At 58.5% G+C, this 23,777-nt stretch carries 22 protein-coding genes; 12 read left to right on the top strand and 10 right to left on the bottom strand.

Translation table 11 applies throughout. The features are described from left to right. The first annotated feature begins 114 nt into the window (after positions 1-114). Positions 115-2,001 (top strand): MFS transporter, encoded by a 1,887-nt coding sequence (locus ACQY8Q_RS11800; RefSeq protein WP_428426752.1) that lies wholly within the window; start codon positions 115-117, stop codon positions 1,999-2,001. A 73-nt stretch (positions 2,002-2,074) separates the two neighbouring features. Here the strand turns inward: ACQY8Q_RS11800 and ACQY8Q_RS11795 are convergent, their stop codons facing one another. Both ACQY8Q_RS11795 and leuB read right to left on the bottom strand, forming a co-directional pair. Next, positions 2,075-2,770, bottom strand: a complete 696-nt coding sequence (locus ACQY8Q_RS11795; RefSeq protein WP_428426751.1) for a phosphatase PAP2 family protein — start codon at positions 2,768-2,770, stop codon at positions 2,075-2,077. Positions 2,771-3,119: 349 nt separating this feature from the next. Then, positions 3,120-4,232, bottom strand: coding sequence for a 3-isopropylmalate dehydrogenase (gene leuB, locus ACQY8Q_RS11790; protein ID WP_428426750.1), 1,113 nt, complete (start codon positions 4,230-4,232; stop codon positions 3,120-3,122). A 388-nt stretch (positions 4,233-4,620) separates the two neighbouring features. Between leuB and ACQY8Q_RS11785 the strand changes: the two genes are divergently transcribed. Further along, the gene (locus tag ACQY8Q_RS11785) at positions 4,621-4,797 is read left to right on the top strand and encodes a hypothetical protein (protein WP_428426749.1); all 177 of its coding nucleotides are present in this window, start codon (positions 4,621-4,623) and stop codon (positions 4,795-4,797) included. 310 nt (positions 4,798-5,107) lie between these two features. Here the strand turns inward: ACQY8Q_RS11785 and ACQY8Q_RS11780 are convergent, their stop codons facing one another. Further along, positions 5,108-5,938, bottom strand: coding sequence for an alpha/beta fold hydrolase (locus ACQY8Q_RS11780; RefSeq protein ID WP_428426748.1), 831 nt, complete (start codon positions 5,936-5,938; stop codon positions 5,108-5,110). 110 nt (positions 5,939-6,048) lie between these two features. Beyond that, positions 6,049-6,501, bottom strand: a complete 453-nt coding sequence (locus ACQY8Q_RS11775) for a DoxX family protein (RefSeq protein WP_428426747.1) — start codon at positions 6,499-6,501, stop codon at positions 6,049-6,051. Positions 6,502-7,058: 557 nt separating this feature from the next. On the opposite strand from ACQY8Q_RS11775, the gene ACQY8Q_RS11770 reads away from it, so the two are divergent. Then, positions 7,059-7,439: a hypothetical protein gene (locus ACQY8Q_RS11770; RefSeq protein WP_428426746.1), complete on the top strand. Its 381-nt coding sequence runs from the start codon at positions 7,059-7,061 to the stop codon at positions 7,437-7,439. A 5-nt stretch (positions 7,440-7,444) separates the two neighbouring features. Here ACQY8Q_RS11770 and ACQY8Q_RS11765 read toward each other — a convergent pair whose 3' ends face one another. The 3 genes from ACQY8Q_RS11765 to ACQY8Q_RS11755 all read right to left on the bottom strand — a co-directional run bounded on the left by ACQY8Q_RS11765 (position 7,445) and on the right by ACQY8Q_RS11755 (position 8,821). Next, on the bottom strand, positions 7,445-7,831 hold the full coding sequence (locus ACQY8Q_RS11765) for a RidA family protein (protein WP_428426745.1): 387 nt from the start codon (positions 7,829-7,831) through the stop codon (positions 7,445-7,447). A 6-nt stretch (positions 7,832-7,837) separates the two neighbouring features. Then, on the bottom strand, positions 7,838-8,443 hold the full coding sequence (leuD, locus tag ACQY8Q_RS11760; protein WP_428426744.1) for a 3-isopropylmalate dehydratase small subunit: 606 nt from the start codon (positions 8,441-8,443) through the stop codon (positions 7,838-7,840). 117 nt (positions 8,444-8,560) lie between these two features. Further along, positions 8,561-8,821 (bottom strand): hypothetical protein, encoded by a 261-nt coding sequence (locus ACQY8Q_RS11755; protein ID WP_428426743.1) that lies wholly within the window; start codon positions 8,819-8,821, stop codon positions 8,561-8,563. 114 nt (positions 8,822-8,935) lie between these two features. Between ACQY8Q_RS11755 and ACQY8Q_RS11750 the strand changes: the two genes are divergently transcribed. Both ACQY8Q_RS11750 and ACQY8Q_RS11745 read left to right on the top strand, forming a co-directional pair. Continuing rightward, on the top strand, positions 8,936-9,844 hold the full coding sequence (locus ACQY8Q_RS11750; protein ID WP_428426742.1) for an HpcH/HpaI aldolase/citrate lyase family protein: 909 nt from the start codon (positions 8,936-8,938) through the stop codon (positions 9,842-9,844). Then, positions 9,841-10,047 carry a DUF1737 domain-containing protein gene (locus ACQY8Q_RS11745; RefSeq protein WP_113247132.1) on the top strand — a complete coding sequence of 69 codons (207 nt, stop codon included), beginning with the start codon at positions 9,841-9,843 and terminating at the stop codon, positions 10,045-10,047. The genes ACQY8Q_RS11750 and ACQY8Q_RS11745 overlap by 4 nt, the downstream gene beginning before the upstream one ends. A 39-nt stretch (positions 10,048-10,086) precedes the next feature. Here ACQY8Q_RS11745 and ACQY8Q_RS11740 read toward each other — a convergent pair whose 3' ends face one another. Beyond that, complete coding sequence (locus tag ACQY8Q_RS11740) at positions 10,087-10,521, bottom strand: metallopeptidase family protein (protein ID WP_428426741.1); 435 nt, start codon at positions 10,519-10,521, stop codon at positions 10,087-10,089. A 170-nt stretch (positions 10,522-10,691) separates the two neighbouring features. On the opposite strand from ACQY8Q_RS11740, the gene ACQY8Q_RS11735 reads away from it, so the two are divergent. The 6 genes from ACQY8Q_RS11735 to ACQY8Q_RS11710 all read left to right on the top strand — a co-directional run bounded on the left by ACQY8Q_RS11735 (position 10,692) and on the right by ACQY8Q_RS11710 (position 21,078). Continuing rightward, on the top strand, positions 10,692-11,648 hold the full coding sequence (locus tag ACQY8Q_RS11735) for an ImuA family protein (protein ID WP_428426740.1): 957 nt from the start codon (positions 10,692-10,694) through the stop codon (positions 11,646-11,648). Positions 11,649-11,688: 40 nt separating this feature from the next. Further along, a complete protein-coding gene (locus tag ACQY8Q_RS11730) occupies positions 11,689-13,116 on the top strand; it encodes a DNA polymerase Y family protein (RefSeq protein WP_428429756.1) in 1,428 nt (475 codons plus the stop codon). Then, positions 13,113-16,451 carry an error-prone DNA polymerase gene (locus ACQY8Q_RS11725; RefSeq protein ID WP_428426739.1) on the top strand — a complete coding sequence of 1,113 codons (3,339 nt, stop codon included), beginning with the start codon at positions 13,113-13,115 and terminating at the stop codon, positions 16,449-16,451. Before ACQY8Q_RS11730 ends, ACQY8Q_RS11725 begins: the two co-directional genes overlap by 4 nt. A gap of 285 nt (positions 16,452-16,736) precedes the next feature. Continuing rightward, entirely contained in the window at positions 16,737-17,048 is a 312-nt protein-coding gene (locus ACQY8Q_RS11720; protein ID WP_428426738.1) for a (2Fe-2S)-binding protein, read from the top strand. Beyond that, complete coding sequence (gene bfr, locus ACQY8Q_RS11715; RefSeq protein WP_428426737.1) at positions 17,014-17,499, top strand: bacterioferritin; 486 nt, start codon at positions 17,014-17,016, stop codon at positions 17,497-17,499. Before ACQY8Q_RS11720 ends, bfr begins: the two co-directional genes overlap by 35 nt. Positions 17,500-18,033: 534 nt before the next feature. Further along, on the top strand, positions 18,034-21,078 hold the full coding sequence (locus ACQY8Q_RS11710; protein WP_428426736.1) for a calcium-binding protein: 3,045 nt from the start codon (positions 18,034-18,036) through the stop codon (positions 21,076-21,078). Positions 21,079-21,196: 118 nt separating this feature from the next. Here the strand turns inward: ACQY8Q_RS11710 and ACQY8Q_RS11705 are convergent, their stop codons facing one another. Beyond that, a complete protein-coding gene (locus ACQY8Q_RS11705; protein ID WP_428426735.1) occupies positions 21,197-22,183 on the bottom strand; it encodes an AraC family transcriptional regulator in 987 nt (328 codons plus the stop codon). A gap of 132 nt (positions 22,184-22,315) precedes the next feature. Here ACQY8Q_RS11705 and ACQY8Q_RS11700 point away from each other — a divergent pair, with 132 nt between their 5' ends. Then, the gene (locus tag ACQY8Q_RS11700; protein ID WP_428426734.1) at positions 22,316-23,200 is read left to right on the top strand and encodes an SDR family oxidoreductase; all 885 of its coding nucleotides are present in this window, start codon (positions 22,316-22,318) and stop codon (positions 23,198-23,200) included. 19 nt (positions 23,201-23,219) lie between these two features. Here ACQY8Q_RS11700 and ACQY8Q_RS11695 read toward each other — a convergent pair whose 3' ends face one another. Continuing rightward, a complete protein-coding gene (locus tag ACQY8Q_RS11695) occupies positions 23,220-23,762 on the bottom strand; it encodes an RNA pyrophosphohydrolase (RefSeq protein ID WP_428426733.1) in 543 nt (180 codons plus the stop codon). Between the last annotated feature and the right edge of the window lie 15 nt (positions 23,763-23,777).

Raw genomic sequence — 23,777 nt, 5'->3', positions numbered from 1 at the left:
CCAAGGGGTTTTCTGCCATTTTGGTCTTATGGCGCATTCCGCTTTTGAATCAGGGAGGATTCGGGGGCAACTGAGGGTGCGCGCAAAGCCGTTTTTGAGTGGAGGACAAACGAAATGGCAGATGTCGCAGTGGCGCCCGGTGCAAAGGCTGCACCGATGACGGGCGAGCAGAAGAAGGTGATTTTCGCCTCTTCGCTCGGCACGATCTTCGAGTGGTATGATTTCTATCTCTACGGTTCGCTGGCCGTCTATATCGGCGCGACCTTCTTTTCCCAATATCCGGAAACCACCCGTAACATCTTCGCCCTTCTGGCGTTTGCGGCAGGCTTCCTCGTGCGTCCGTTCGGCGCGCTGGTGTTTGGCCGTCTCGGCGATCTCGTCGGCCGCAAATACACCTTCCTCGTCACCATCGTCATCATGGGCCTGTCGACGTTCCTCGTCGGTATCCTGCCCGGTGCCGCTTCGATCGGCATCGCCGCTCCGATCCTTCTGATCGTGCTGCGCATGCTGCAGGGCCTGGCGCTCGGCGGCGAATATGGCGGTGCTGCCACCTATGTGGCCGAACACGCGCCACAGGGCCGGCGCGGTTACTTCACCTCGTGGATCCAGACGACGGCAACGCTCGGTCTGTTCCTGTCGCTGGTGGTCATCGTTGCCGTGCAGATGATGCTGGGCAAGGAAGCCTTCGCTGCCTGGGGCTGGCGCATTCCGTTCCTGCTCTCGTTCATCCTGCTCGGTGTTTCCGTCTGGATCCGTCTGAAGATGAATGAATCGCCGGCCTTCAAGAAGATGAAGGAAGAAGGCAAGGGCTCCAAGGCACCGCTGACGGAAGCTTTCGGCCAGTGGAGAAATGCCAAGATCGCGCTTCTGGCTTTGTTCGGCGCCGTCGTCGGCCAGGCCGTCGTCTGGTACACGGGCCAGTTCTACGCGCTGTTCTTCCTGCAGAACATCCTGAAGGTGGACGGCCAGTCGGCCAACATCATGGTCGCCATCTCGCTGTTGATCGGCACCGGCTTCTTCGTGCTGTTCGGCGCGCTGTCGGACAAGATCGGCCGCAAGCCGATCATCATGGCCGGCCTGGTGCTTGCCATGCTCACCTACTTCCCGCTGTTCAAGGCCTTGACATGGGCCGGTAACCCGGCGCTCGCTGAAGCGCAGGAAACCATCCGGGCGACGGTCACTGCCGCTCCGGGCGACTGCAAATTCCAGTTCAACCCGACCGGCACGGCGAAGTTCACAACATCCTGCGATATCGCCACATCGTTCCTGACGCGCAACTCGGTTCCCTATGACGTCGTCCCCGGCCCTGCCGGAACGCCGGCAACCGTCAAGATCGGCGAAGCAACCATCACCGGCTATGACGCGATTGCTGCTGGCGACAAGGCCAAGGCATCGGGTGCGACCTTCGAAAAGCAGATCAACATTTCCCTCCACGATGCCGGCTATCCGCTCGTTCGTGGTGCCGCAAAGGTTCCGGAAAGCAAGCTTGACGGCTTCGTTGCCGCCAATCCGGAATTGACGCTCGATGCCGCAGCCGTTCGCGGCGGCGACAAGGCAAGCATGACTGGTGAACAGCTGGTTGCGGCCAAGCTCTTGACGGCGGAAGAAGCTGCAGGCGTGACCGAGATGCCGGTCTACACCATCGACAAGGGCGGTTCCTTCACCATGGTCGCCGATCCGGCCCGCGTCAGCTGGCTGATGGTCATCGCCGTGCTCACCGTGCTCGTCATCTATGTGACGATGGTCTACGGCCCGATTGCAGCGCTGCTGGTCGAACTGTTCCCGACCCGCATCCGCTACACCGGCATGTCCCTGCCCTACCATATCGGTAACGGCTGGTTTGGTGGCCTCTTGCCCGCAACGGCCTTCGCGATGAGCGCCGCCCAGGGCGATATCTACTACGGCCTCTGGTACCCGATCGTATTCGCCGGCATCACGCTGGTGATCGGCATGCTCTTCCTGCCTGAGACCAAGGATCGCGATATCCACACCATGGATTGATCCTGGCTGGATATCGATACGGAAAAGCCCGGTGCAGCCCCCTGCGCCGGGCTTTTTCATTGATTCCGGGTCGTCACCTCGAAGGCTGGAAACTGTTCTTCGGCCGTGGCCAGCCCTTCTCGTCCAGCCGGAACAACCAGTTCTGCCGGGCAAAGAAGAACGCAGTCATCAGCGCCGTCCACAATCCCAAAAGCAGCCCGGCCGCCACATCGCTTGGATAATGGGCACCGACCACGACCCGGCTGATGCCGATTGCCAGCGCGCCCAGCGCAAACGGAATGCGCAGCCGTGGCGCGAGTATGGCAAAAGCGCCGAAGAATGAGCCGACGGCTGCGGCATGGCCGGAGGGGAAGCTCTGGAACACCCAATCCTGACCCGAGAAGAATGACAGGCTGTGGGCGCCATACTCAGCGAAGAGTTCGGGCCGCGCCCGGCCGACCACCAGCTTTGCCAGATGCACGGCGATGCTGGCGCTGCCGATCGTCACGAGAAAATACAGCGCCAGCCGCCAACCGGTCTTGGTCTTCGACGACAACCCGTCGCTGCGCGATACCCGGTGGAGGATATAGGCGATGATAACGATCGAGCCGGAGCCGTAGATCATCCAGGCGAATGTGCCGAAATCGGTGATCCGCTTGTTGAAGGTAACGACCCGGTGCGGCAGTGCCTGCGCCGTCTGCGAGATGAGACTATCAAAGGGCAGCAAAGCCGCAACCAACAGGGCAGCCGCCAGCAGCAACCAGAGAGATGAGGAAAGTGGTCGGTTCATGGATTTCGACTTCCGGGATGGAGAGTTGTGGTCACCGATGGCCACTTCCACCCTCCCGTCATCCTCGCCCTTGTGGCGGGGATCCAGTCGCAGCGCGTCTGCGCTGCGAAAAGACTCCTTTCACGCGACGGACGTCGCGTGGCTGGATTCCTGTGACAAGCACAGGAATGACGGAGGGTGAAAGGCCGGCTCATGGCTACAAAGTGTGAGCTGATGACATTGAATCAACCCCACCAAATAAAAATGGCACCCGGCGCGCTTGGCCGGATGCCTCGAATAAGCCCTTCCCCTTATGGGAAGGGATGTTTTGAAGACGTCACTTCCGGCCTTCGGACCGAAGCAGCCGGTCTTACGCCGAAAGCGCCTTGAATTCGGCGAGGATCGCATCGCCCATCTCGACGGTGCCGACCTGACGCGCGCCGTCGGCCATGATGTCGCCGGTACGGATACCCTTGTCGAGCACGTTGGCGATGGCCTTTTCCAGGTTGTCGGCTTCCGTCACGAGGTTGAAGGAGTAGCGCAGGCACATGGCAAACGAGGCAATCATCGCGATCGGGTTGGCAATGCCCTTGCCGGCAATGTCCGGGGCCGAGCCGTGCACGGGCTCATAAAGCGCTTTGCGCTTGCCGGTGGTGGCGTCCGGTGCGCCAAGCGACGCCGACGGCAGCATGCCCAGTGATCCGGTCAGCATGGCGGCAACGTCCGACAGCATGTCGCCGAACAGGTTGTCGGTGACGATGACGTCGAACTGTTTTGGCGCACGAACGAGCTGCATGCCGCCGGCATCGGCCAGCATGTGATCAAGCGCGACGTCGGAATACTTTGCCTTGTGCGTCGCCGTCACCACCTGGTTCCAAAGAACGCCGGATTTCATGACGTTGCGCTTTTCCATCGAGCAGACACGGTTGCCGCGGGTGCGAGCCAGCTCAAAAGCAACGCCGGCAATGCGCTCGATCTCGTAGGTGTCGTAGACCTGCGTGTCGATGCCGCGCTTTTGGCCGTTGCCGAGATCGATGATCTCCTTCGGTTCGCCGAAATAGACGCCGCCGGTCAGTTCGCGCACGATCAGGATATCGAGACCTTCGACCAATTCGGGCTTCAGCGAAGAAGCGTCGGACAGGGCCGGATAGCAGATCGCCGGGCGCAGGTTGGCAAACAGCTGCATGTCCTTGCGCAGGCGCAGGAGGCCCGCTTCCGGACGCACTTCATAAGGCACGTCATCCCATTTCGGACCGCCGACGGCACCGAACAGAACGGCGTCCGCCGCCATCGCCTTTTCCATGTCGGCGTCGGAAATCGCCGCGCCATGGGCGTCATAGGCCGAACCGCCGACCAGACCTTCGTCGGTGGTGAAGCCACCGGCCATGGCGGCGTTCATATAGGCGATGATTTTGCGGACTTCCGCCATGGCTTCCGGGCCGATGCCGTCGCCGGGCAGAAGGAAAAGATTGCGCACTGTCATGGGGCATTCCTTATATCGAAGGGTGGGCGTGTCAGATGTTGGCGCGTTCTTAACGCAACTTCCGTTCAAGGAAAATGCAGTTTTGGAAAGAATTGTGCGCGCACCGTCAGTTCCCGCCGGAACGGGTCGCCCCGTCCGGACGTGAGTAGGTTCCATCGGCCGGATATCTCTTCCGGTCCAGCCGATGGAACGACCAATGCGAAACCTCATCCGTTCGGTGACCGCGATTCTGCGGGCCACATTGGAGATGCTTCTCTTTGCGGGCAGATCGAAACCGCGACGCTAGCTTCACTGTTCCATCAGGAACAGCGCCGATATCCAGCGCGTGGGATAGTCGGGTCGCTGGATGAGCGAGGTTCATCCGCATGATCTCAAGGAGAGGCCCCGCATGCGCACATTCGTTCTGACCGCCGCCGTTGCCATCATTGCCGCCGCTTCTTTCGCCGGCTCCTCGCAGGCAGGCTATTACCGCGACGATTGCAAACCCTATTGCTACGTCAAGAAGGTCAGAACCTACGATTATGACGGCAACCTGATCGTCAAGAAGATCCGCGTCTGCGAATAAGCGCCCGCTGTTTCTGATTTCCTCCCCGAGAGCCCGGCTGTCCCTGCAGCCGGGTTTTTGGTTTTCTGATGGGCCTTGAAATTGTTGCTTTGCTACACGGCCACTCCCACACTCCGTCATGCTCGCCCTTGGGGCGGGCATCCAGTGACCCGACGTCCGTCGGGTCAAAAAGACTTTTCAGCCCAAAGGCTTGGGCTGGCTGGACTCCTGTGACAGCATAGGGGTGACGGTGGTTTTGGCTGCCACTGAGTTTCCCTGTGACTTATCGATAACAAGAAATGGATTTATCGACAGTCGGGTTTTGGAGGCGTTACCCCTTGAAAAAAGCCAGCATATCGGGATTGAGAATCTCCGGATGCGTCGAGAGCATGCCGTGCGGCAGTCCGTCATAGCTCTTCAGTGTCCCGTTTTTGAGAAGTTTTGCCGACAGCGGTGCCGAGTCGTCATAGGGAACGATCTGGTCGTCGGTTCCGTGCAGGACAAGCACCGGAACCTCGATCTTCTTGAGGTCCTCGGTAAAATCGGTTTCGGAAAAAGCCTTGATGCACTCGTAATGGGCATTGGCGGCACCCATCATTCCCTGCCGCCACCAATTGTCGATCAGCCCTTGAGAAGTTTTGGCGCCCGGACGATTGAAGCCGTAGAACGGGCCGGTCGGCACATCGATGAAGAATTGGGCGCGGTTTGCCAGAAGCGCGTTGCGCAGGCCATCGAAGACATCGATCGGTAGCCCGCCTGGATTCTTGTCGGATTTCACCATGACAGGCGGCACGGCACCAGCGATGACGGCCTTGCCAACCCGGCCCGGCTTGGCACGCGCCACATAATGGACGACCTCGCCGCCGCCGGTGGAATGGCCGACATGGAAAGCATTCTTGAGGTCCAGCGCGTCAGCAAGTGCTGTAACGTCAGCAGCATAGGTATCCATCTCATGGCCACCCGATGTCTGGGTCGAGCGCCCATGGCCGCGGCGGTCATGGGCGATAACGCGAAATCCTTGCGCCAGAAAATAGAGCATCTGGTTGTCCCAATCGTCTGCGCTCAATGGCCAGCCGTGGTGGAAGACGATTGGCTGCGCGTCGCGCGCACCCCAATCCTTGTAGAAGATATCCGTTCCATCGTTTGTGGTGATGCTGCTCATTCGTGCGGTTCCTTCTGAGAGGACGGGGTGAAAGGCAAGACAGCAGAATGCCCGTCGTTCATGTCGGCCGCAACACCATTAAATGAGCAAATGAGCAGGCGATTTGCAGATCAGCTCCAGTCCTTCTCGCCCCGGCGCCATTTGTGCAGATCGTACCAGGCGACGAGAAGAAAGGCTCCGGCCAGGCCAAGATGTTCAAAGAAGAAGTTCATCGCCATGAAACGCTCCTGCCCCATCGGCATTTCCCAGAAGCGCAGGGCAATGAATGTGGCAACCACTGTAAACAGGGCCAGAGACAGAGCGCCGATCCACCGCAGGAAACCGCTGATGACCATGACCGAAGCGCTCAGCTGGAAAAGGATGACCACGGCGGCAATCGGCCGTGCGGGTAAAAGCGCGTATCGCTCCATCTCGGCAACGGCGGCGCTGAAATTCATGAGCTTGGTCACGCCGCTCAGGACGAAGATTGAACACAGTGCCAGCAACCCCAGCCAGCGGACCGGATGGCTGGTAAAAACCGGCGTGCAGACACCGGCGAGTTTGGCTTCCATTCTCAACAGCATGGCTTTTCCCCTCCTGGCGTGGATATTCAAACGGGATGCTACATGTCGCCGCGTTGAAATTGAACAGTTTTATCGAAATTGTCTTCCGCCAGAATCCCCGCCCTGAAAAACCGTGTGATGATCATGGTGTTCTGTCACGGATGCACCGCAAGACGTTTGCGGCGAGGCAGGGCTGGCGCTCCACGCAAAGCCTCGTGGTCTCCCGCAAGGAGGCTGCGAACGTCAGGCGGACCGGAAGGAGAGCCCCCGGAAAATGGATTCCCCCTGTCCTTCTGGGGCGGGTGTGCCTGTGTGGCACGCATGCCGGGATGAGACGCGTGACGTAGCGGAACCGGAAACCTAGTCGCGATCATCGTCCCGGGTCAGAGAATCCGCAGTCGGGGTCTGTAGGGAGGAGAGCTCCCGAGAGAACGCCAAACGGGGCGCTGGAAAGCGTCACATAAACTTACTCATTAGAGGCGGTTTCCAGTGCCCCGTCCGATTGAGTGCATGTGTTCAAGACCACGGCGAACACCGCGCGGGGATGCTTTCCGCTGTCTGCCCCTGAAGGAGCGATTATGCCCTATGTCAAACCCGAAATATCACCGGCAACCGAAGTGATGGCCCGTGTCGCTTCAACGTTCTGGCTCAATCATCTTGTTTGCGGGGTGCGCCGCTGCCGCCGCGATTGCCGTTGCCTCGGAAGAACGAACAGGTTTGGAGCTCCTTTCTGCGTTGCCTCGATGAAAAGCAGCGAAATCACGGGGATGCTTGATTTTTGCGGTGATACCTTCGAGCTCGCGACACCCGAACGGGTGGCGGCAAGGCTTGCCGGAGCCAAGACGGACGACGAACGCGAGATGATCCTATTCCGACGTCAGATCTTTCTCTATTTTCACCGGGAATTGGCAAAGGCAGGGTTGGAAGAACCCTTGGGGCCACCCTTTGTCGAGGGCTGATCGTATCAGCCCTTGAAAGCGGTCACTTCGATCTCGATCAGCATTTCAGGGCGGATCAGGTCGCAGACCACCATCGTCGCTGCCGGACGGATATCGCCGAAGGCTTCGCCGAGGATCGGGAAGACGAGATCGGCAAAGGCGGCATCGGTGACGTAATAGTGATTGCGCACCGCATCCTTGAGCGAGAAACCGGCGCCGGTCAGCGCCGCCTCGATCGTCTTCAGGCAGTTGCGGGTCTGCTCCTCCACCGTCTCCGGCATGGTCATCGTCTGGTAGTCGTAACCGGTGGTGCCGGAAACGAAGCACCAGTCACCCTGCACGACAGCCCGCGAATACCCCGCCGTCTTTTCAAACGGCGAGCCGGAAGAGATCAGTTTGCGCGGGCTGGCCATCTTGGATCAGGCCCAGGGATGTGAGGCGGCATTGGCCTTTTCGAACGTGTCGATCGCCGTTACCTTTTCCAGCGTCAGGCCGATATCGTCGAGGCCGTTCAGCATGCAGTGGCGGCGGAAGGCGTCGAGTTCGAAGGTGATCTTGCCGCCGTCCGGGCCGGTGATTTCCTGGTTTTCCAGATCGACCGTCAGGATGGCGTTGGAGCCGCGCGAGGCGTCATCCATCAGCTTTTCCAGGTCTTCGGGAGAGACCACGACCGGCAGGATGCCGTTCTTGAAACAGTTGTTGTAGAAGATGTCGGCAAACGAGGTCGAAATGACGCAGCGGATGCCGAAGTCGAGCAGCGCCCATGGGGCATGTTCGCGCGACGAGCCGCAGCCGAAATTGTCACCGGCAACCAGGATCTTGGCATTCTGGTAGGCGGGCTTGTTGAGGACGAAATCCTCGTTGACGGTGCCGTCTTCATGATAGCGCGCTTCGGCGAAAAGCCCGACGCCGAGACCGGTGCGCTTGATCGTCTTCAGGTAATCCTTCGGAATGATCATGTCCGTGTCGATATTGACGACGGGGAGCGGCGCGGCAACGCCGGTGAGCTTGACGAACTTGTCCATGGCAATGGCCTTCGATTTCAACGGGGCGGAAAAATTTCCGCCCCGCGTTTAGAGCAATTTCACGCCAAAATGAAGGAGAATCTTGTTCCCCGCCGCCGGAAAGCCCGCAAAGCGGCTTTAAAGATCGATGATCGTGCCGCGGCCGTCGTTCCAGATGCGCGGTTCGCGCTGCTGGCGAGTGGAATTGCGGTTCCCAGAATTGCGGTTCACGGTAGCGCGCACTGGCTTGGGAGCGAGCCGCGCCGCAATCGTTGTCCCGATCATCACCACCGAGGCGATGCCGATCAGGGCAAGACCGAGCGAGGCGGTAAACACGAAGGCCATCAGCGTGAACGCGATGCCTGCGATTGTCAGGAGGAGAGAGCGTATGCTTTGCATTGTCGTCACCTTTCGTTGCCCAGAATGTGGGTTCGCCCGCGCCGCGTTGCAAGACCTACTTCCGTATTACAGGTCTGCCTTGCGAAAATGGCGAAAGCCGGGCACAAAAGCCGCATGAATTCGCCCAACGATCGCCACCCTGCCCGTCTGCGCCGCTCGGTTCTGTGCGTGCCCGCCGATAACGCCCGCGCCCTTGCCAAGATCGCCACCCTTGCCTGCGACGCGGTGATTTACGATCTCGAGGACGCGGTATCGGTCGACAACAAGGTTGCCGCCCGCCAGACTCTGGCCGATCATCTTAAGCGGCAGCGCCGCAGCGATATCGAAGTGATCGTCCGCATCAATGATCTGAAAACGCCGTTCGGTGAAAAGGATCTGGCTTTCGCCCTGACACTGTCGCCCGATGCCATCCTTTTGCCCAAGGTCGAAAGTCCGCAGGATATCCAGGCGGTCGTGGATTTCCTGTCGGAAAACGATGCGCCGGATAGCGTTCGTCTCTGGGCGATGATCGAGACCCCGCGCGGCGTGCTCAATGCAGCGGCGATTGCAGAAACCGGCCGGACCTCCGGCGGCAGGCTTGATTGTTTCGTGCCGGGGCTGAATGACCTGCGCAAGGAAACCGGCGTGCCCGCTTTGCCCGGCCGCACCTACCTGATTGCCTGGCTGATGCAGATCCTGCTCGCTGCCCGCAGCTGCGGCCTCGATATCATCGATGCCGTCTTCAACGATTTCCGGGATGATGCGGGTTTCGCGGCGGAATGCGCTCAGGGCCGCGACATGGGCTTTGATGGCAAGATGCTGATCCACCCGGCCCAGATCGCCCCGGCCAATGGCGCCTTCGGTGTCGCCGAGACCGTCCTTGCCGAAGCAAGGTCGATCATCGATGCCTTTGCGCTTTCCGAAAATGTGGATAAAGCCGTCATCAATCTCAACGGCCTGATGGTCGAGCGTCTTCATCTCGATCAAGCCCTGCGGCTCGCTGCCAAGGCCGATGCCATCAACGAAAAAGGAAAAAAACCTTGAAACTTTACCGCCTTCTGACCGCCATCGACGACGCCACCTTCTGCCACAAGGTCACCGCCGCCCTCAACAAGGGCTGGGACCTCTATGGTTCGCCGACCTATGCCTGGAACCAGGAAACCCGGGCCATGATGTGCGGCCAGGCCGTCGTCAAGGATGTCGAGGGCAAGGAATACACCCCCGACACCAAGCTGTCCGAACACTGATCCTGATTGACTGAAAGCTGCTGGGGCGGTTCAACCGTCTCAGCCGCCCACATGCTCGACGCTTTCCTCGATCCGCTCCATGTCGTCGTCCGACAGGCCGAAATGATGGCCGATCTCGTGGATCAAAACATGGGTGATGATGTCGCCCAGCATCTCCTCGTTCTCGGCCCAATAATCGAGGATCGGCCGGCGGTAGAGAATGATCCGGTTCGGCATTTCGCCGGTTTCCATGGTGAAACGCTCGCCGATGCCGCGCCCCTCGAACAGCCCGAGCAGATCGAACGGCGTTTCCAGCGCCATGTCCTCGAAAACGTCCTCATCTGGAAAATCATCGATCTCGATGGTCAGATCGGTGGCCAGCGCCCGGAATTCCTCCGGCAGGTGGCTGTAGGCCTCCAGCGCAAGGGATTCGAATGTGCTGATTGTCGGCGCGTGGCGTTCCCGCCAATCGTCGCTCTGGTCTATACGGGCCATGGGCACTCCTTACTTGCCCCCTGATATAGCCATTTCCCCAGCGTTTTTCGAGGGTTGAATTTGGTTGAACCCTGTCAAGGAATAAATTCTTAGAGAATCCCGTTGACTCTTCTTTGAAGCTCTGGAATCTATAAGAACATAACGGGAACAATTTGAATTGGAGTGACGTCATGGTGCAGACGCCCATGACGCGCGAGCGTCTTTTTGCGCTCCGCGAAACCATTGCGCAGCTGGAAAACGAAAACGTGCCCGGGCTTTTGAAAGCCGCCAGGAAGGGTGCTCCAGCGGGCTTTGAGCCGAGGGCCGGCAACGAGGATAAAGGCGTTTCAACGCATGTTCTTCCCCTTGGCATCGCCGCGCTCGACGATATCCTTCAGGGAGGCCTACCGCTTGGTGGGCTCACTGAAATCCGCGCCGCAGAAACCCGCGACGCTGGGGCTGCCATGGGGTTTGTCCTGGCGCTCGCCGTCCTTTGCCAGTCTGTCCATCGCGCAGAAGCTGCCTCGCCCATTCTTTGGATCGGTCAGGGAATGACGGGCGCGGAGGCGGGAGTTCCTTATGGCCGGGGGCTGCAGGCCTATGGGCTGGACATCGGGTGCTGCATCTTCAGCAGCCCTCGCACCATCGCCGATTCGCTCTGGATTGCTGAAGCGGCGCTCTCTGTACCGATCTTCAGGGCCATCATTCTGGAGGTCCGGGGAAATCCGGCCCAGTTCGGCCTGAACGAAAGCCGCCGCCTGCATATGCGCGCCCGGACCGGTCACGTGCCAATTTTCCTTTTGCGCCAAGCAGGTGAGGAAGAGGCGAGCAGTGCCCTCTTTCGATTCCTTGTCGCCCCCGCCCCCACCGCGGGTCGACCGCTTCCGGACGGATCGATGCTGGCCGGCAGCATCGGCAATCCGGTCTTCCGGGTCACCGTTGAGAAAAGCAGGGCCTTTGCACCTCTTGAGCTTTTGATGGAATGGAGTTCCCATGCCCGCAGTTTCCGACATTTCGTCCCAGAGACAGCCGCGTCTCCTGCAAAATTCCAGCCAGCGCATTCTGTCGCTGAACTTCCCGCACCTGCCGGCAGACCGGGTGGCGCGGATGAAATGGGGCGTATCATGGCTTTCCAGAAAGCGTCCTGACCATCCGCCGCTGGTCTTTGTCGATCGCATCCAGAATGCCATGCGTATTGCAGCTCTTGATATCTGCGGTGAAAAGGCCGGGTTGAAACGCGGGCAAGGCCTGGCGGAGGCGCGTGCCATGCGCCCCGGCATCGAGGTCATCGCGGCCGATCCTACTGCCGACAAGGCTCTTTTGACATCGCTTGCCGACTGGTGCGACGGCTATACGCCGCTTGTGGCGATGGATAGGACGAACGGGCTTTATCTGGATATCACCGGCTGCGTCCATCTGCATGGCAGCGAGCAATCGCTTCTGGCCGACATCCTCTCCCGTCTTGTTCGCCTGGGTATCGAGACACGCGGGGCAATCTCCTCGTCGGCCGGCCTCTCATGGGCGATGGCGCGCTACCGGCCGGGGCAAATCGCCGGGCCTCAGGATGGCGAAGAGGTTCTGTCTTCCCTGCCCCTTGCGGCACTCAGGCTTCCCCTGGACACGATCGAGACCTTGGCACGCGTCGGCCTGAAAACCATTGGCGATCTCATTCCTCTGCCGCGGGCGCCTTTGGCCCGCCGCTTCGGCCCGTCCGTGCTTCTGCGCCTCGATCAGGCGCTGGGTTTCGAGGACGAACCGCTTTCGCCACGTCTTCCTGTGGCAAGCCTGTCGGTGGAGCGGCGCCTTGCTTCTCCCATTCAGGATGAAGCCGATATTCTCGGGCTGACATTGCAGCTTGCCAAAAGCCTGCGGCAGAGTTTGGAGGAGCGCGAAGAGGGTGGCCGCCTGTTCGAACTCGTGCTCTTCCGGGTGGATGGTAAGGTTTTTCGCATTCGCGCCGCCACGTCGGCTGCGTTGAAAGACCCCGAGCGGATCTCGGCGCTTTACCGCGAGCGGCTTCAGGCCATCCATGATGATCTCGATGCCGGCTACGGTTTCGAGATCCTGCGCCTTTGCGTGCTGAAGACCGAACGCTACACGGCCATTCAGGAGGATTTTTCCGGACGATCGGACCAGACCCGCCCCCTTTCGGCTTTTGCAGATCGGGTTATGGCGCGCTTCGGGCCGGAGAGCTTGTCCGTGCTGGTGCTGCAGGAAAGCCATGTGCCAGAAAGGGCGACGGGTTTTTCACCGGTTGCCGATATTGCCGGGCTTACTGTGCAGCAGAGGCTTGATATGCCCAAAGCCGCCGCCCTGTCCTCCGTTCGTCCCTTGCGGCTTTTCCGTCATCCGGAACGGGTGGATGCGATCGCCACCGAATTGCCGGAAGGCGCGCCTGCAAGTTTCAAATGGCGCAAGATCACCTATCAGGTGGCCCGGGCCGAAGGTCCCGAGCGGATCGCCGGCGAATGGTGGATCGACGGAGAAGATGCCCTAACGCGGGATTATTTCCGCATCGAGGATGCGGATGGCCGGCGTTTCTGGCTGTTCCGCGATGGCCTCTACGGCCAGACCGTCGCGTCACCTCAGTGGTTTGTGCATGGGGTTTTCGCATGAGCGCCGCACCGGTCTTCCATGAACTCGGCGCCAGAACCAATTTTTCCTTTCTGGAAGGGTCTGCTCCGGCCGAGATCATGGTGGTCACGGCCCAAAAGATCGGTTTGGCAGGCCTTGGGATCGCGGATCGCAACACGGTGGCTGGCGTGGTCCGCGCCCATGCCAAGGCAAAGCTCGAAAACTACGCGTTTCAACCCGGCGCGCGGCTGGTCTTTGCCGACGGCACACCGGACATTATCGCCTACCCGCGCAATCGCCGGGGGTGGGCACATCTATGCCGCATGCTCAGCGCGGGGAACCTGCGGTCGAAGAAGGGGACCTGTACGCTGTTCCTGTCCGATCTACTGGAATGGCAGGAAGAGCTTCAATTGATCGTCCTGGAAGGGGCTTGCCGGCCCGATGCTCCGTTCCTGACGCAGCTTTTGCTTAAACTGCAGGATTATGCGGGCCGTCGGCTTTATCTCGGCATGACACCCCATTATGATGGTTTCGATCAGCATGATTTCGCCTGTCTGGCCGCAATCGCGGGGAAGACGGGAGTTCGGCTGCTTGCTACCAATGATGCGCTGTATCATGCCGCCGGTCATCGGCCACTGGCAGATATCGTCACTGCTATCCGGGAACATGTCACAATCGCAGAGGCAGGCTTGCGCCTTCAAGCCAATGCTGAGCGGCATTTGAAAAACCCGGTGGAGATGACCAGAATTTTCCGGGATTATCCAGACGCTATCGCCAACTCCGCCAAATTCTTTCGCCGGCTATCCTTCAATCTTGAGGAATTGAAGCATAATTATCCGACGGAGAGCGGAGACGGAGAAACTCCAGCAGAAAGATTGCATCGGTTTGTGCGTGAAGGCGCGATGCTTCGCTATCCGGACGGTGTTCCTAAAAAAGTCGAACGCCAGTTGGCCTACGAACTCGAACTTATTCATTTCAAAGAATACGAGCCCTATTTCCTGACCGTCCACAAGCTGGTGAACTTTGCCCGCAGCAAGGGAATTCTCTGCCAGGGCCGGGGATCGGCCGCCAATTCGTCCGTTTGTTTTTGCCTGGGTGTCACCGAAGTCGATCCGCAGAAATTCACCCTGCTGTTCGACCGCTTCCTGTCGCGCGATCGTGACGAACCGCCGGATATCGACATCGATTTCGAGCATGCCCGCCGCCAGGAGGTGATCGACTATATTTATGAGGAATACGGCAAGGAGCATGCCGGTCTCGCGTCGGCCGTCATCAGCTACCGCGCCCGCTCGGCCGGGCGTGAGGTGGCCAAGGTCTTCGGCCTTTCCGAGGATGTGCAATCGGCGCTTTCCAACTCGATCTGGGGCTGGTGGACCACGTCCTTTTCTCAGGAGCAGGCAAAGGCCGCCGGTCTTGACATGGCGGATCCAACCACATTGCGGGTGTTGAATTATGCCGGCCTGCTGATGGAATATCCGCGCCATCTGTCTCAGCATGTCGGCGGCTTCGTCATCACCAAGGACCGTCTCGACGAGGTCGTGCCGATCATGAACACGGCCATGGCCGATCGTTACATGGTCGAATGGGACAAGGACGATCTGGACAACCTAAAGATCCTGAAGATCGACGTCCTGGCGCTCGGCATGCTCACCTGTTTGGCCAAAGCCTTCAAGCTGTTGGAAAATCACTACAACGAGCCAAAAAGGCTGTCGCAGATCTACGAAGACATTCAGCCGGCCGTCTATGACATGATCTGCCGCGCTGATACGATCGGTGTTTTCCAGATTGAGAGCCGGGCGCAGATGAGCATGCTGCCCCGCCTGCGGCCACGGGAGTTTTATGACCTTGTCATCGAAGTCGCCATCGTCCGGCCGGGTCCGATCCAGGGCGACATGGTCCATCCCTATCTGAAGCGGCGGCAAAACCCGGATGCCGTGGAATATCCAAGCGAGGAATTGCGGGAGGTTTTGAAACGAACCCTTGGTGTGCCGCTGTTTCAGGAGCAAGCCATGCAGATTGCCATAACCGCTGCCAAATTCACCCCGGCCGAAGCTGACAAGCTTCGCCGGGCCATGGCGACATTCCGTCGAACCGGCCAAGTCGCCCATTTTGAGGAACGCATGGTGAAAGGCATGGTCGATAATGGCTATCCGCGTGACTTTGCCGAGCGCTGTTTCAATCAGATCAAGGGTTTCGGGGAATATGGCTTTCCGGAAAGCCATGCGGCTTCCTTTGCCTTGCTGGTCTATGCCTCGTCCTGGTTCAAGACCTATTATCCCGACATCTTCTGCGCCGCGATGCTCAATTCCCAGCCCATGGGTTTTTATCCGCCAGCCCAACTGGTGCGGGATGCGCGCGAGCATGGGGTTAAGGTTCTGCCGGTTGATGTCAATATATCCGATTGGGATGCCGCGCTTGAGGGCGATGCGATGTTCGATCCCGGAGACATCGAGCCGCGGCACAGGGACATGTGCGAAATCATCAGGACACGCAAAGCCATCCGGCTTGGTTTTTGTCTCGTCAAAGGCCTGCGTCAGGTGGATATGATCGAAAAACTCGTCGCCCATCGCGGCGGGGGTTATTCCTCGGTGCGTGATCTCTGGCTGAGGTCCGGCTTGACGCGCGCGGTAATTGAACGCCTTGCGGATGCGGACGCTTTCCGATCGATCGGGCTTGATCGGCGTGCGGCGCTCTGGGCGGTCAAGTCGCTTGATGAAAAGTCAGCGGCGGAGCGCCTGCCGCTGTTTGAACAAGCGGGGCATAACGACCTTCAATATGAGCCGCAGGTCGCTCTGCCACAGATGCTGGAGGGCGAGCATGTGATCAATGACTACCGCTATCTCAGCCTATCGCTGAAAGCGCATCCCGTTTCCTTTCTGCGGGAGGATTTTTCAAGGCAGGGTATCGTCACCAGCCGCAGCCTGGATGCCGTGCGAAACGGCCGGATGGTCACGATCGCCGGGCTGGTTCTGGTGCGCCAGAGGCCGGGAACAGCAAAGGGTGTGATCTTCATGACGCTCGAGGACGAAACCGGTGTTGCCAATGCCATCGTTTGGAAGAACGTGTTTAAGACTTACCGTTCGGTTGTCATGGGTGCACGCCTGGTCAAGATCCGGGGGCGACTGCAAAGTGCCAGCGGCGTCATCCACGTCGTTGCAGATCACCTGGAGGATATGACCCCGGCGCTTGGAATTCTTCAAAAAGAGGCCCGTGGATTCGGCGCAAATGCCCGCTCCGATGAAGTGCTGAGACCAACCGACGATCATCGGCAAAAGCACCGGTTTCAAAAAGGTGGCCCTCCCCACGAAGAAGTAGGAAATCGGCAGGACTTGGTTGAAACGGCAAGTGTCATGCCGAAGGGAAGGAACTTCCATTGAGCGTTGGCAGTTCACATCGCGCGTCGCAAAACCGGCATCTGTAACAAAAGTTGTACAGGATTTTTGCCGCTCAAGAAAACTTGAATTTTTCCGAAAACCTGGACCAGGCCAAAACTTGCAATACTAAACCAATGAAAACACGATATTTTTTATCAAGTTTAGAATTGATCTAATATAAAACTGCTAATTCACGGCCGCGGGCGCGCCTAATTTTTTGTTGACACTAAATATCCGCTTTTGCTTTATGAATTGAATTCAGTGCCTTGTGTATCACGGACAGACGAAATGCTGGTTTGTAGCTGCAATTTTATCACCGATAAGGACATTCAGGACGTCATCATCGAGATGCTCGATGAGGACTGTTGGCAGCTTATCGTCCCTGCAAAAGTCTATCATGCGATGGAAAAGCGCGGCCGTTGCTGCGGCTGTTTTCCCAATGTCGTCGACATCATCATTCGCACCACCGAGCAATATCATGCCGGCCGCCCCTCGACTGGCGACCAGATATTTGATTTCATGAGCCGCCTCAAACAATTCCATGAAGAAAACAGGAGAGCGGATCTTGAAAGGCGACAAAAAAGTCATCGAGCAGCTTAACGAAGCGCTGTATCTCGAGCTCGGGGCTGTCAACCAGTATTGGGTCCATTATCGTCTTCTCGACGACTGGGGCTACACCCTTCTTGCCAAGAAGGAGCGGGCCGAATCCATCGAAGAGATGCAGCACGCTGACAAGCTGGTTTCCCGCATCATCTTCCTCGAAGGTCATCCCAACCTTCAGACGGTCGCACCGCTTCGCATTGGCCAATCGGTCAAGGAAGTGCTGGAGGCCGATCTCGCCGGTGAATACGATGCTCGCGCGGCCTACAAGAAATCCCGGGAGATCTGTCATGACGCGGGTGATTATGTATCGATGAAGCTATTCGAAGAGCTGCTGATCGATGAGGAAGGCCATATCGACTTCCTCGAAACGCAGCTCGACCTCTTCAACAAGATCGGAGCCGAGAAATACGGCCAGCTCAACGCAGCCCCGGCCAACGAAGCCGAGTAAAACTTCCTCACTCGCAAAAATGCCCGTCGCAGTTTCTGCGGCGGGCATTTTTAACACCAACGAGAACCACACGCGATATCCATGTACCGGATATCATTGCACTTTACAGGCGCTTCCGGCTCATCTGAAATCCCTCCGTTGATGCGGGCTATTGTTCCGCACACCCCCTTCGGATGACGTAAACGTCGCCACGCTTCCTGACAGCGTCTTGCACGTACTCTCCCTTCCTTCCGCTCCCCGTTCATGCAGTTTCGTCTGTTTCCCTGGGAACATAACGGCATTGCGCCTGTGCCTATACCTGCAGTGACCGGGCGTTGCATCAAGCAACAGTGGCTTCCATTAAAGCAACGTCTGGACGTGTTGTTTTACGGGATGGAGGCGTCAGACAGAATATCATTAGACAATCTGAATATTAGATTTATTTAAAGTATCTATCGGCGGATATTCATCCACTACGGCTGAATAATAGCCAGCACTCCCGTGTCCGGTGGACTGCTAAATAGATACGCATTCAAACCTCAATCGGAGACGAAAATGGCGACTATTACAGGGACTGTGGGCAATGACATATTGCTCGGCAACGATATCGACGGCGATTTCATCATGGCCCTCGCCGGGACCGACAAGATCAACGGCGGAATGGGTAGCGATTACATCTTTGCCGGGGAGGGCAACGATACGGCAGATGGGTCGTTTCAACGGGATAACCTGCAGGGCGAGGCCGGCGACGACACGCTGAACGGCAATAGCGGCGACGACACTATCGATGGTGGCATCGGTAAAGACAAGCTCAATGGCGGCAGCGGCCGAGACACCATTATCGCCGGAACACTGGAAACGGCAGCAGGCGATGTTGCCAATGGCGGTTCCGGTACCGACCGTTTGATGGTCGATTATTCCTCATCGGCCGCAAAGCTCAACATCGTGATCAAGGACTGGATCACCCCACAGACGCTGACAGGCGGTATCCAGGCAAGCAATGTTGAATCGTTCGTAATCACCGGTAGTACATTCGCTGACACGATCACCGGCGGAAATTATTCCGACATGTTTGACGGTGGTGCAGGTAACGACACCCTGTCCGGTGGGCGAGGCAGTGATATCCTGCAAGGCGGCGACGGCAACGATGTCTTGTATGGCGGGCGTGGTTTTGATTTTCTGTCTGGCGATGCCGGAAATGATATTCTCTATGGTGATCAGGGCTTTGATTACCTCTCCGGTGGTGACGGAAATGACCGGCTCTATGGCGGCGACAGTTTTGATACGCTGAGCGGCGGCGCCGGCGCTGACACAATCTACGGCGGTACCGGTAATGACTCCATCTCGGGCGATTCGGGGAATGACACGCTGAAGGGGGAGCTCGGTGATGACTCGATCGACGGAGGCTTGGGAGACGATATCATCGACGGTGGTACCGGCAACGATACGATCGGTTACTATTACGGTGAAGGTAAGGATACCATCACTGATGCCGGTGGCAGCGATCGCCTGATCCTGAGCAATTTCACCGGAAATTTCACTGCCAAAGCGGCGACCGAAGTCAACACGCTGGCAGGTGGCACGACCTTCACGGGCATGGATCACTATACGATCTATGCGACCGGCACCGGCGCCAACAAAATTACAACCGGTAGCGGAAATGACGTCGTTCTCTCGGGAGACGGCAATGACTGGATCAACGGCGCTGACGGCAATGACATTCTGGATGGAGGTCTTGGCAAGGATACAGTCTATGGCGGTGCCGGCAATGATAAAGTCGATCTCGGCGATGGCGGCGCAGACACCGCAGATGGCGGGATAGGGACAGACGAGGTCGCCGTCGATCGCCGGTCATTGACCGCAAGCCAGACCTTCTCCGTCACTGGCACCACAGCAACATTGACGGACGGCACCAGCTTGAAGAATTTCGAGCACTACTCCGTGTCGTTCGGAAAGGGCAACGATATCGTTAAATCAGTCGGCGCGGCGCAGAGCGTCACCTTCTACGGTTACGACGGCAACGACACGCTGATCGGCACCAACGGCTCGGATGAACTCGATGGCGGCAATGGCAACGATACACTGACGTCGGGGGCTGGGTCGGACCGGATCAATGACAATGGTGGTACCAACGTCATCAAGTCCGGCGAAGGTTCCGACACCATCCGCGTCGGTGATGCTTATAGCGGTGGCGCCGTCGGTCATAACACTGTTGACATGGGAACCGGTGATGACAGCTTTTATCGCACTGCATCGACCGGCAAACTCTTGCTGGACGGCGGGACGGGCACGGACTTCGCTTCTATCGATTTCAGCAAATACACGGCGGGAATCACCTTCAAGCTGGCGGCCAGCGTCACTGCGACCAATGCTCCGGTAACGGTCAAGAATGTCGAACGGGTGGCGCTTGTCGGTGGCAGCGGCAACGACGTCTTCACCGGCGGCGGCCTAAGCGACGATCTGGGCGGCGGCAACGGCAACGATGTGCTGACCGGCGGTGGCGGTAATGACATCATTAATGGTGGTCTCGGCAATGATACGCTCAGGGGTGGTATCGGCAACGACACGATCTATGGTGACGGTAAAACGCTGACCGGCGGCAGGGACGTGATCTATGCCGAGGATGGTAACGACCTGGTCCATATGGGGATCGGCGACCGTGCAAATGGTGGTACAGGCACAGACCGGACCGTTCTAAATGTCTCGGAGCAGACCAAGGACATTGCTTTCACCTTCTCTACAGGCACGGTCAATGTCGATGCAACAACGTCGTTTGCCGCCTTTGAGGCACTCGACTATATCGGCAGCAAGGGCAAGGACACGGTTACTGGCGGTATTCTCGCCGATAGCCTCGATGGTCGCGCCGGCAATGATATCCTCAGGGGTGGAGCCGGAAATGATACCCTGGAAGATGGCGCTGGAAGCGACCAGCTCTTTGGCGACGCGGGAAATGATTTGCTCATCCGTTCGGACGCGACGAGCGCAGGTGCGGGGGGCAAGGATGTCTTCGATGGCGGCTCAGGTACCGATACTTTGTCGTTCCGGGAGGGCGCAACATCTGTCGTGCTTGATTTGATGACCCAGGCCAACAACAAGGGCCTCGCGCTCGGCTTGACGGTCAAGAATGTCGAGATTATTGAAGGCAGCTATGCCGACGATGACATCCGTGGTGATGCCTCCGCCAATATCTTCTACGGAGAGCAGTCTGACGACGTGCTTGATGGGCGTGGTGGTAACGACACGCTTGTTGGTGGTGCTGGAGACGACTGGCTGACGGGAGGCACGGGTAACGACAAGTTCGTCTTCGACAGCGCCGGACGTGACGGAGAAGGTGACGTCGTCACCGACTTTACCCGCGGCCAGGACAAGCTGGTGATCGACAAGAGTGACTACGGCATCGCAGTGGGAGACACGGCAGTGACACTCGTCGTCGGCGCTGATCCGGTAGCAACCAGTACAAAGGGCAGCTTCCTGTTCGAAAGTGACAACGGCCGCCTGTGGTTCGATGCCGACGGCAAGGGCACGGAGGCCGACCTGGAGCTTGTCGCTATCCTGCAGAACGTTAAGACGCTCTCGACGAGCGATTTCGCCTTCATCTGAAGTTGAGATGAGAGCCTAGGAAAGCGCCCGCCCTGGATTTCCGGGGCGGGCGTTGACGTTTATTTGGAGCAAGATCGCAACCGACTTTCGGACTTCGGGATGATCATTGCCCGTGGCGTCAGGCATGGGCTTTTGCCTGTTTCAGCCCTGACAGGTCGCTCGTGCTGTTCGCTTCAATTTGTGGGGGCAATGATGCGCTTGTCCGCCGACCATAGTCGCGTGGCGAACAGCCCATGACCCTTTTGAAGGCTGTGCTGAAGGCTGCTTCCGATTCGTATCCGAGCGATGGAGCTATCACCGAAATGGGATCCCTGGAGTTTTCCAACCTGTCGCCCGCCAGCGCCATGCGCCAATGCGCCAGATATTCCATCGGCGACGTGCCGACGGTCTCCTTGAATTTTAGGGCAAAGGCCGATCGTGACATGCCGGCTTGTTCGGCCAGTTGCTGCAGCGTCCAGCGATGCGCCGGATTGTCGTGCATCAGGTTCATCGCGGTGTTCATCTGCTTGTCTGCTAGGGCGAAGAGCCAGCCGACGCTGCTTTTCGACGCCTCTGCCAGATGCAGGCGGAGGGCTTGTACCAGCATCATATGGGCGAGGTGCTGGATGATGAGAAAGCCGCCCGGTTGCTGCGTGCGCAATTCCTGCATCATCCGTTCCACCGACCAGCGCAGTGTCGCCCTGCCCTCCTCGTCGCGAATGTGAATGATCGGCGGCAGCATTCGGAGCAGGATAGCGGCATGGTTGCTGGCGAGCGCAAAACGGCTGCTGACCAGCGAAAAATCGCTGCCACCATTGTAGGAGACGATCCCGCCCTTGCGAACGGCGGCAAAAACGGTGGATGCATCAACCGGCATCAAGCCCATGTCGCTTGCGATGCGGAATGGCCGTCCGCTTGGCAGGAGAAAGCCGTCTCCCGTTTTCAGCTGCACTGAACCCGCAACGCCCTCCACCGACAGCCAGTACTGGCCGGATATCACCGCACCACATTTGATGCCGTCCTGCTGGTCTGGAAACTGTATCGACCATTCGCCCGCCGCTTCAAAGCCGGCCGACATGTAGTTGCGCGGTTTCAGCAGCGACAGCACATTGGAGAGCGGATCCATCATCTATTCCGGGACGATCGCAAAGATATTGCAGACGCTACAGCATGGATCGTATTTTATCAATGATCTAGCATTGTCGTCAGCGCGGCTGGGACACGGCCGTTGCCGCGAGAGAAGCCAGGGAGAATTGCCATGCACGTCTTTGTCACCGGTGCCACCGGCTTTGTCGGTTCGGCAGTCGTTGCGGAACTCATCCGTAGCGGCCATCAGGTCACAGGGCTTGCCCGTTCCGATGCGGCTGCGGCTTTTCTTGCAGCCGCTGGCGCTGCGGTGCATCGCGGCCATCTTGAAGATCTGGACAGCCTGCGTCGCGGAGTGGACGCTGCAGATGCGGTCATCCATACGGGCTTCATCCATGATTTCTCGAAATTCAAGGAGAGCTGCGAGATCGACCGGCGCGCGATTGAAGCACTGGGATCCGCGCTGGCTGGCAGCAATCGCCCTTTGATCGTCACCTCGGGGACGGGTCTGCTAACTCCGGGCGCGCTGGCAACTGAGGACACAGTGCCCGGCTCAGTAGTTCCGCGCGTTTCCGAACAGACAGCCCTGTCCTTGGTGTCGTCAGGCGTGCGCGTGTGCGTGGTGCGCCTTCCTCCATCCGTTCACGGCGATGGCGATCACGGTTTCGTCCCTCTCCTGATCGGTATCGCGCGTGAAAAAGGTGTTTCGGCCTATATTGGCGAAGGGGAAAACCACTGGCCTGCGGTGCACCGTCTGGATGCAGCCCAACTCTACCGGCTTGTGCTGGAGAAAGGGACTGCAGGCGCCCGTTATCATGGGGTGGCCGAAGACGGCATCCCGTTCCGGGATATTGCCGAGATCATTGGCCACCGGCTTGGCCTCCCGGTCTTTGGAAAATCACCCGAGGCGGCGGCTACACACTTCGGCTGGTTCTCGCATTTCGCTGGTATCGACAACAAAGCATCGAGTGCCAAAACGCAGGAACTACTTGGGTGGCATCCCAAACAGCCAGGGCTCATTTCCGATCTTGACCGGGACGGCTATTTTCAAACCTGAACCGGAGAAATAATGATCCTTACGGCGAGGATGGCGTGTTTGAGAGATGCCCGAACGCCGCCACGACATCCTCGTAGACTCCGCGTTTGAACGTCACGATCAGGTCCGGCAAAGTCTGCATCGGCTTCCAGGCCCATTCGTCGAATTCGGGTTCGTGGCCGCCCGGTGGAGGGTTGATGGCGATTTCGGATTCGGCGCCTTCAAAGCGGAAGGCGAACCAGCGTTGGGTCTGGCCGCGATATTTGCCCTTGAGGCCGATGCCGATCAGGTGTGCAGGCAGATCATAGTTGATCCACTCCGGGGCCTCGGCAAGCAGCGAGACGGTGGTCATGCCAGTTTCTTCATGGAGTTCGCGATAGGCTGCTTTCAGCGGATCCTCACCCTTGTCGATGCCGCCTTGCGGCATCTGCCAGAGCTGCCCGGATCCGTCATATTCGGAATTGCCGACCGGAATACGCCGCCCGGCCCAGACCAGCCCTTCCCGGTTAAGCACCATGATGCCGACGCAGGGGCGATAAGGCAGATCGTCGGCCTTTACCGGTTTTGATTTGTCCTTGCTCATACTCACGCCCCTTGC

Source organism: Pararhizobium sp., assembly GCF_965279435.1.
In the GTDB taxonomy this organism is placed as follows: Bacteria; Pseudomonadota; Alphaproteobacteria; order Rhizobiales; family Rhizobiaceae; genus Pararhizobium.
The sequence above is the reverse complement of the archived record's forward strand: the minus strand, read 5'-3'. Positions and strand labels throughout refer to the sequence as shown.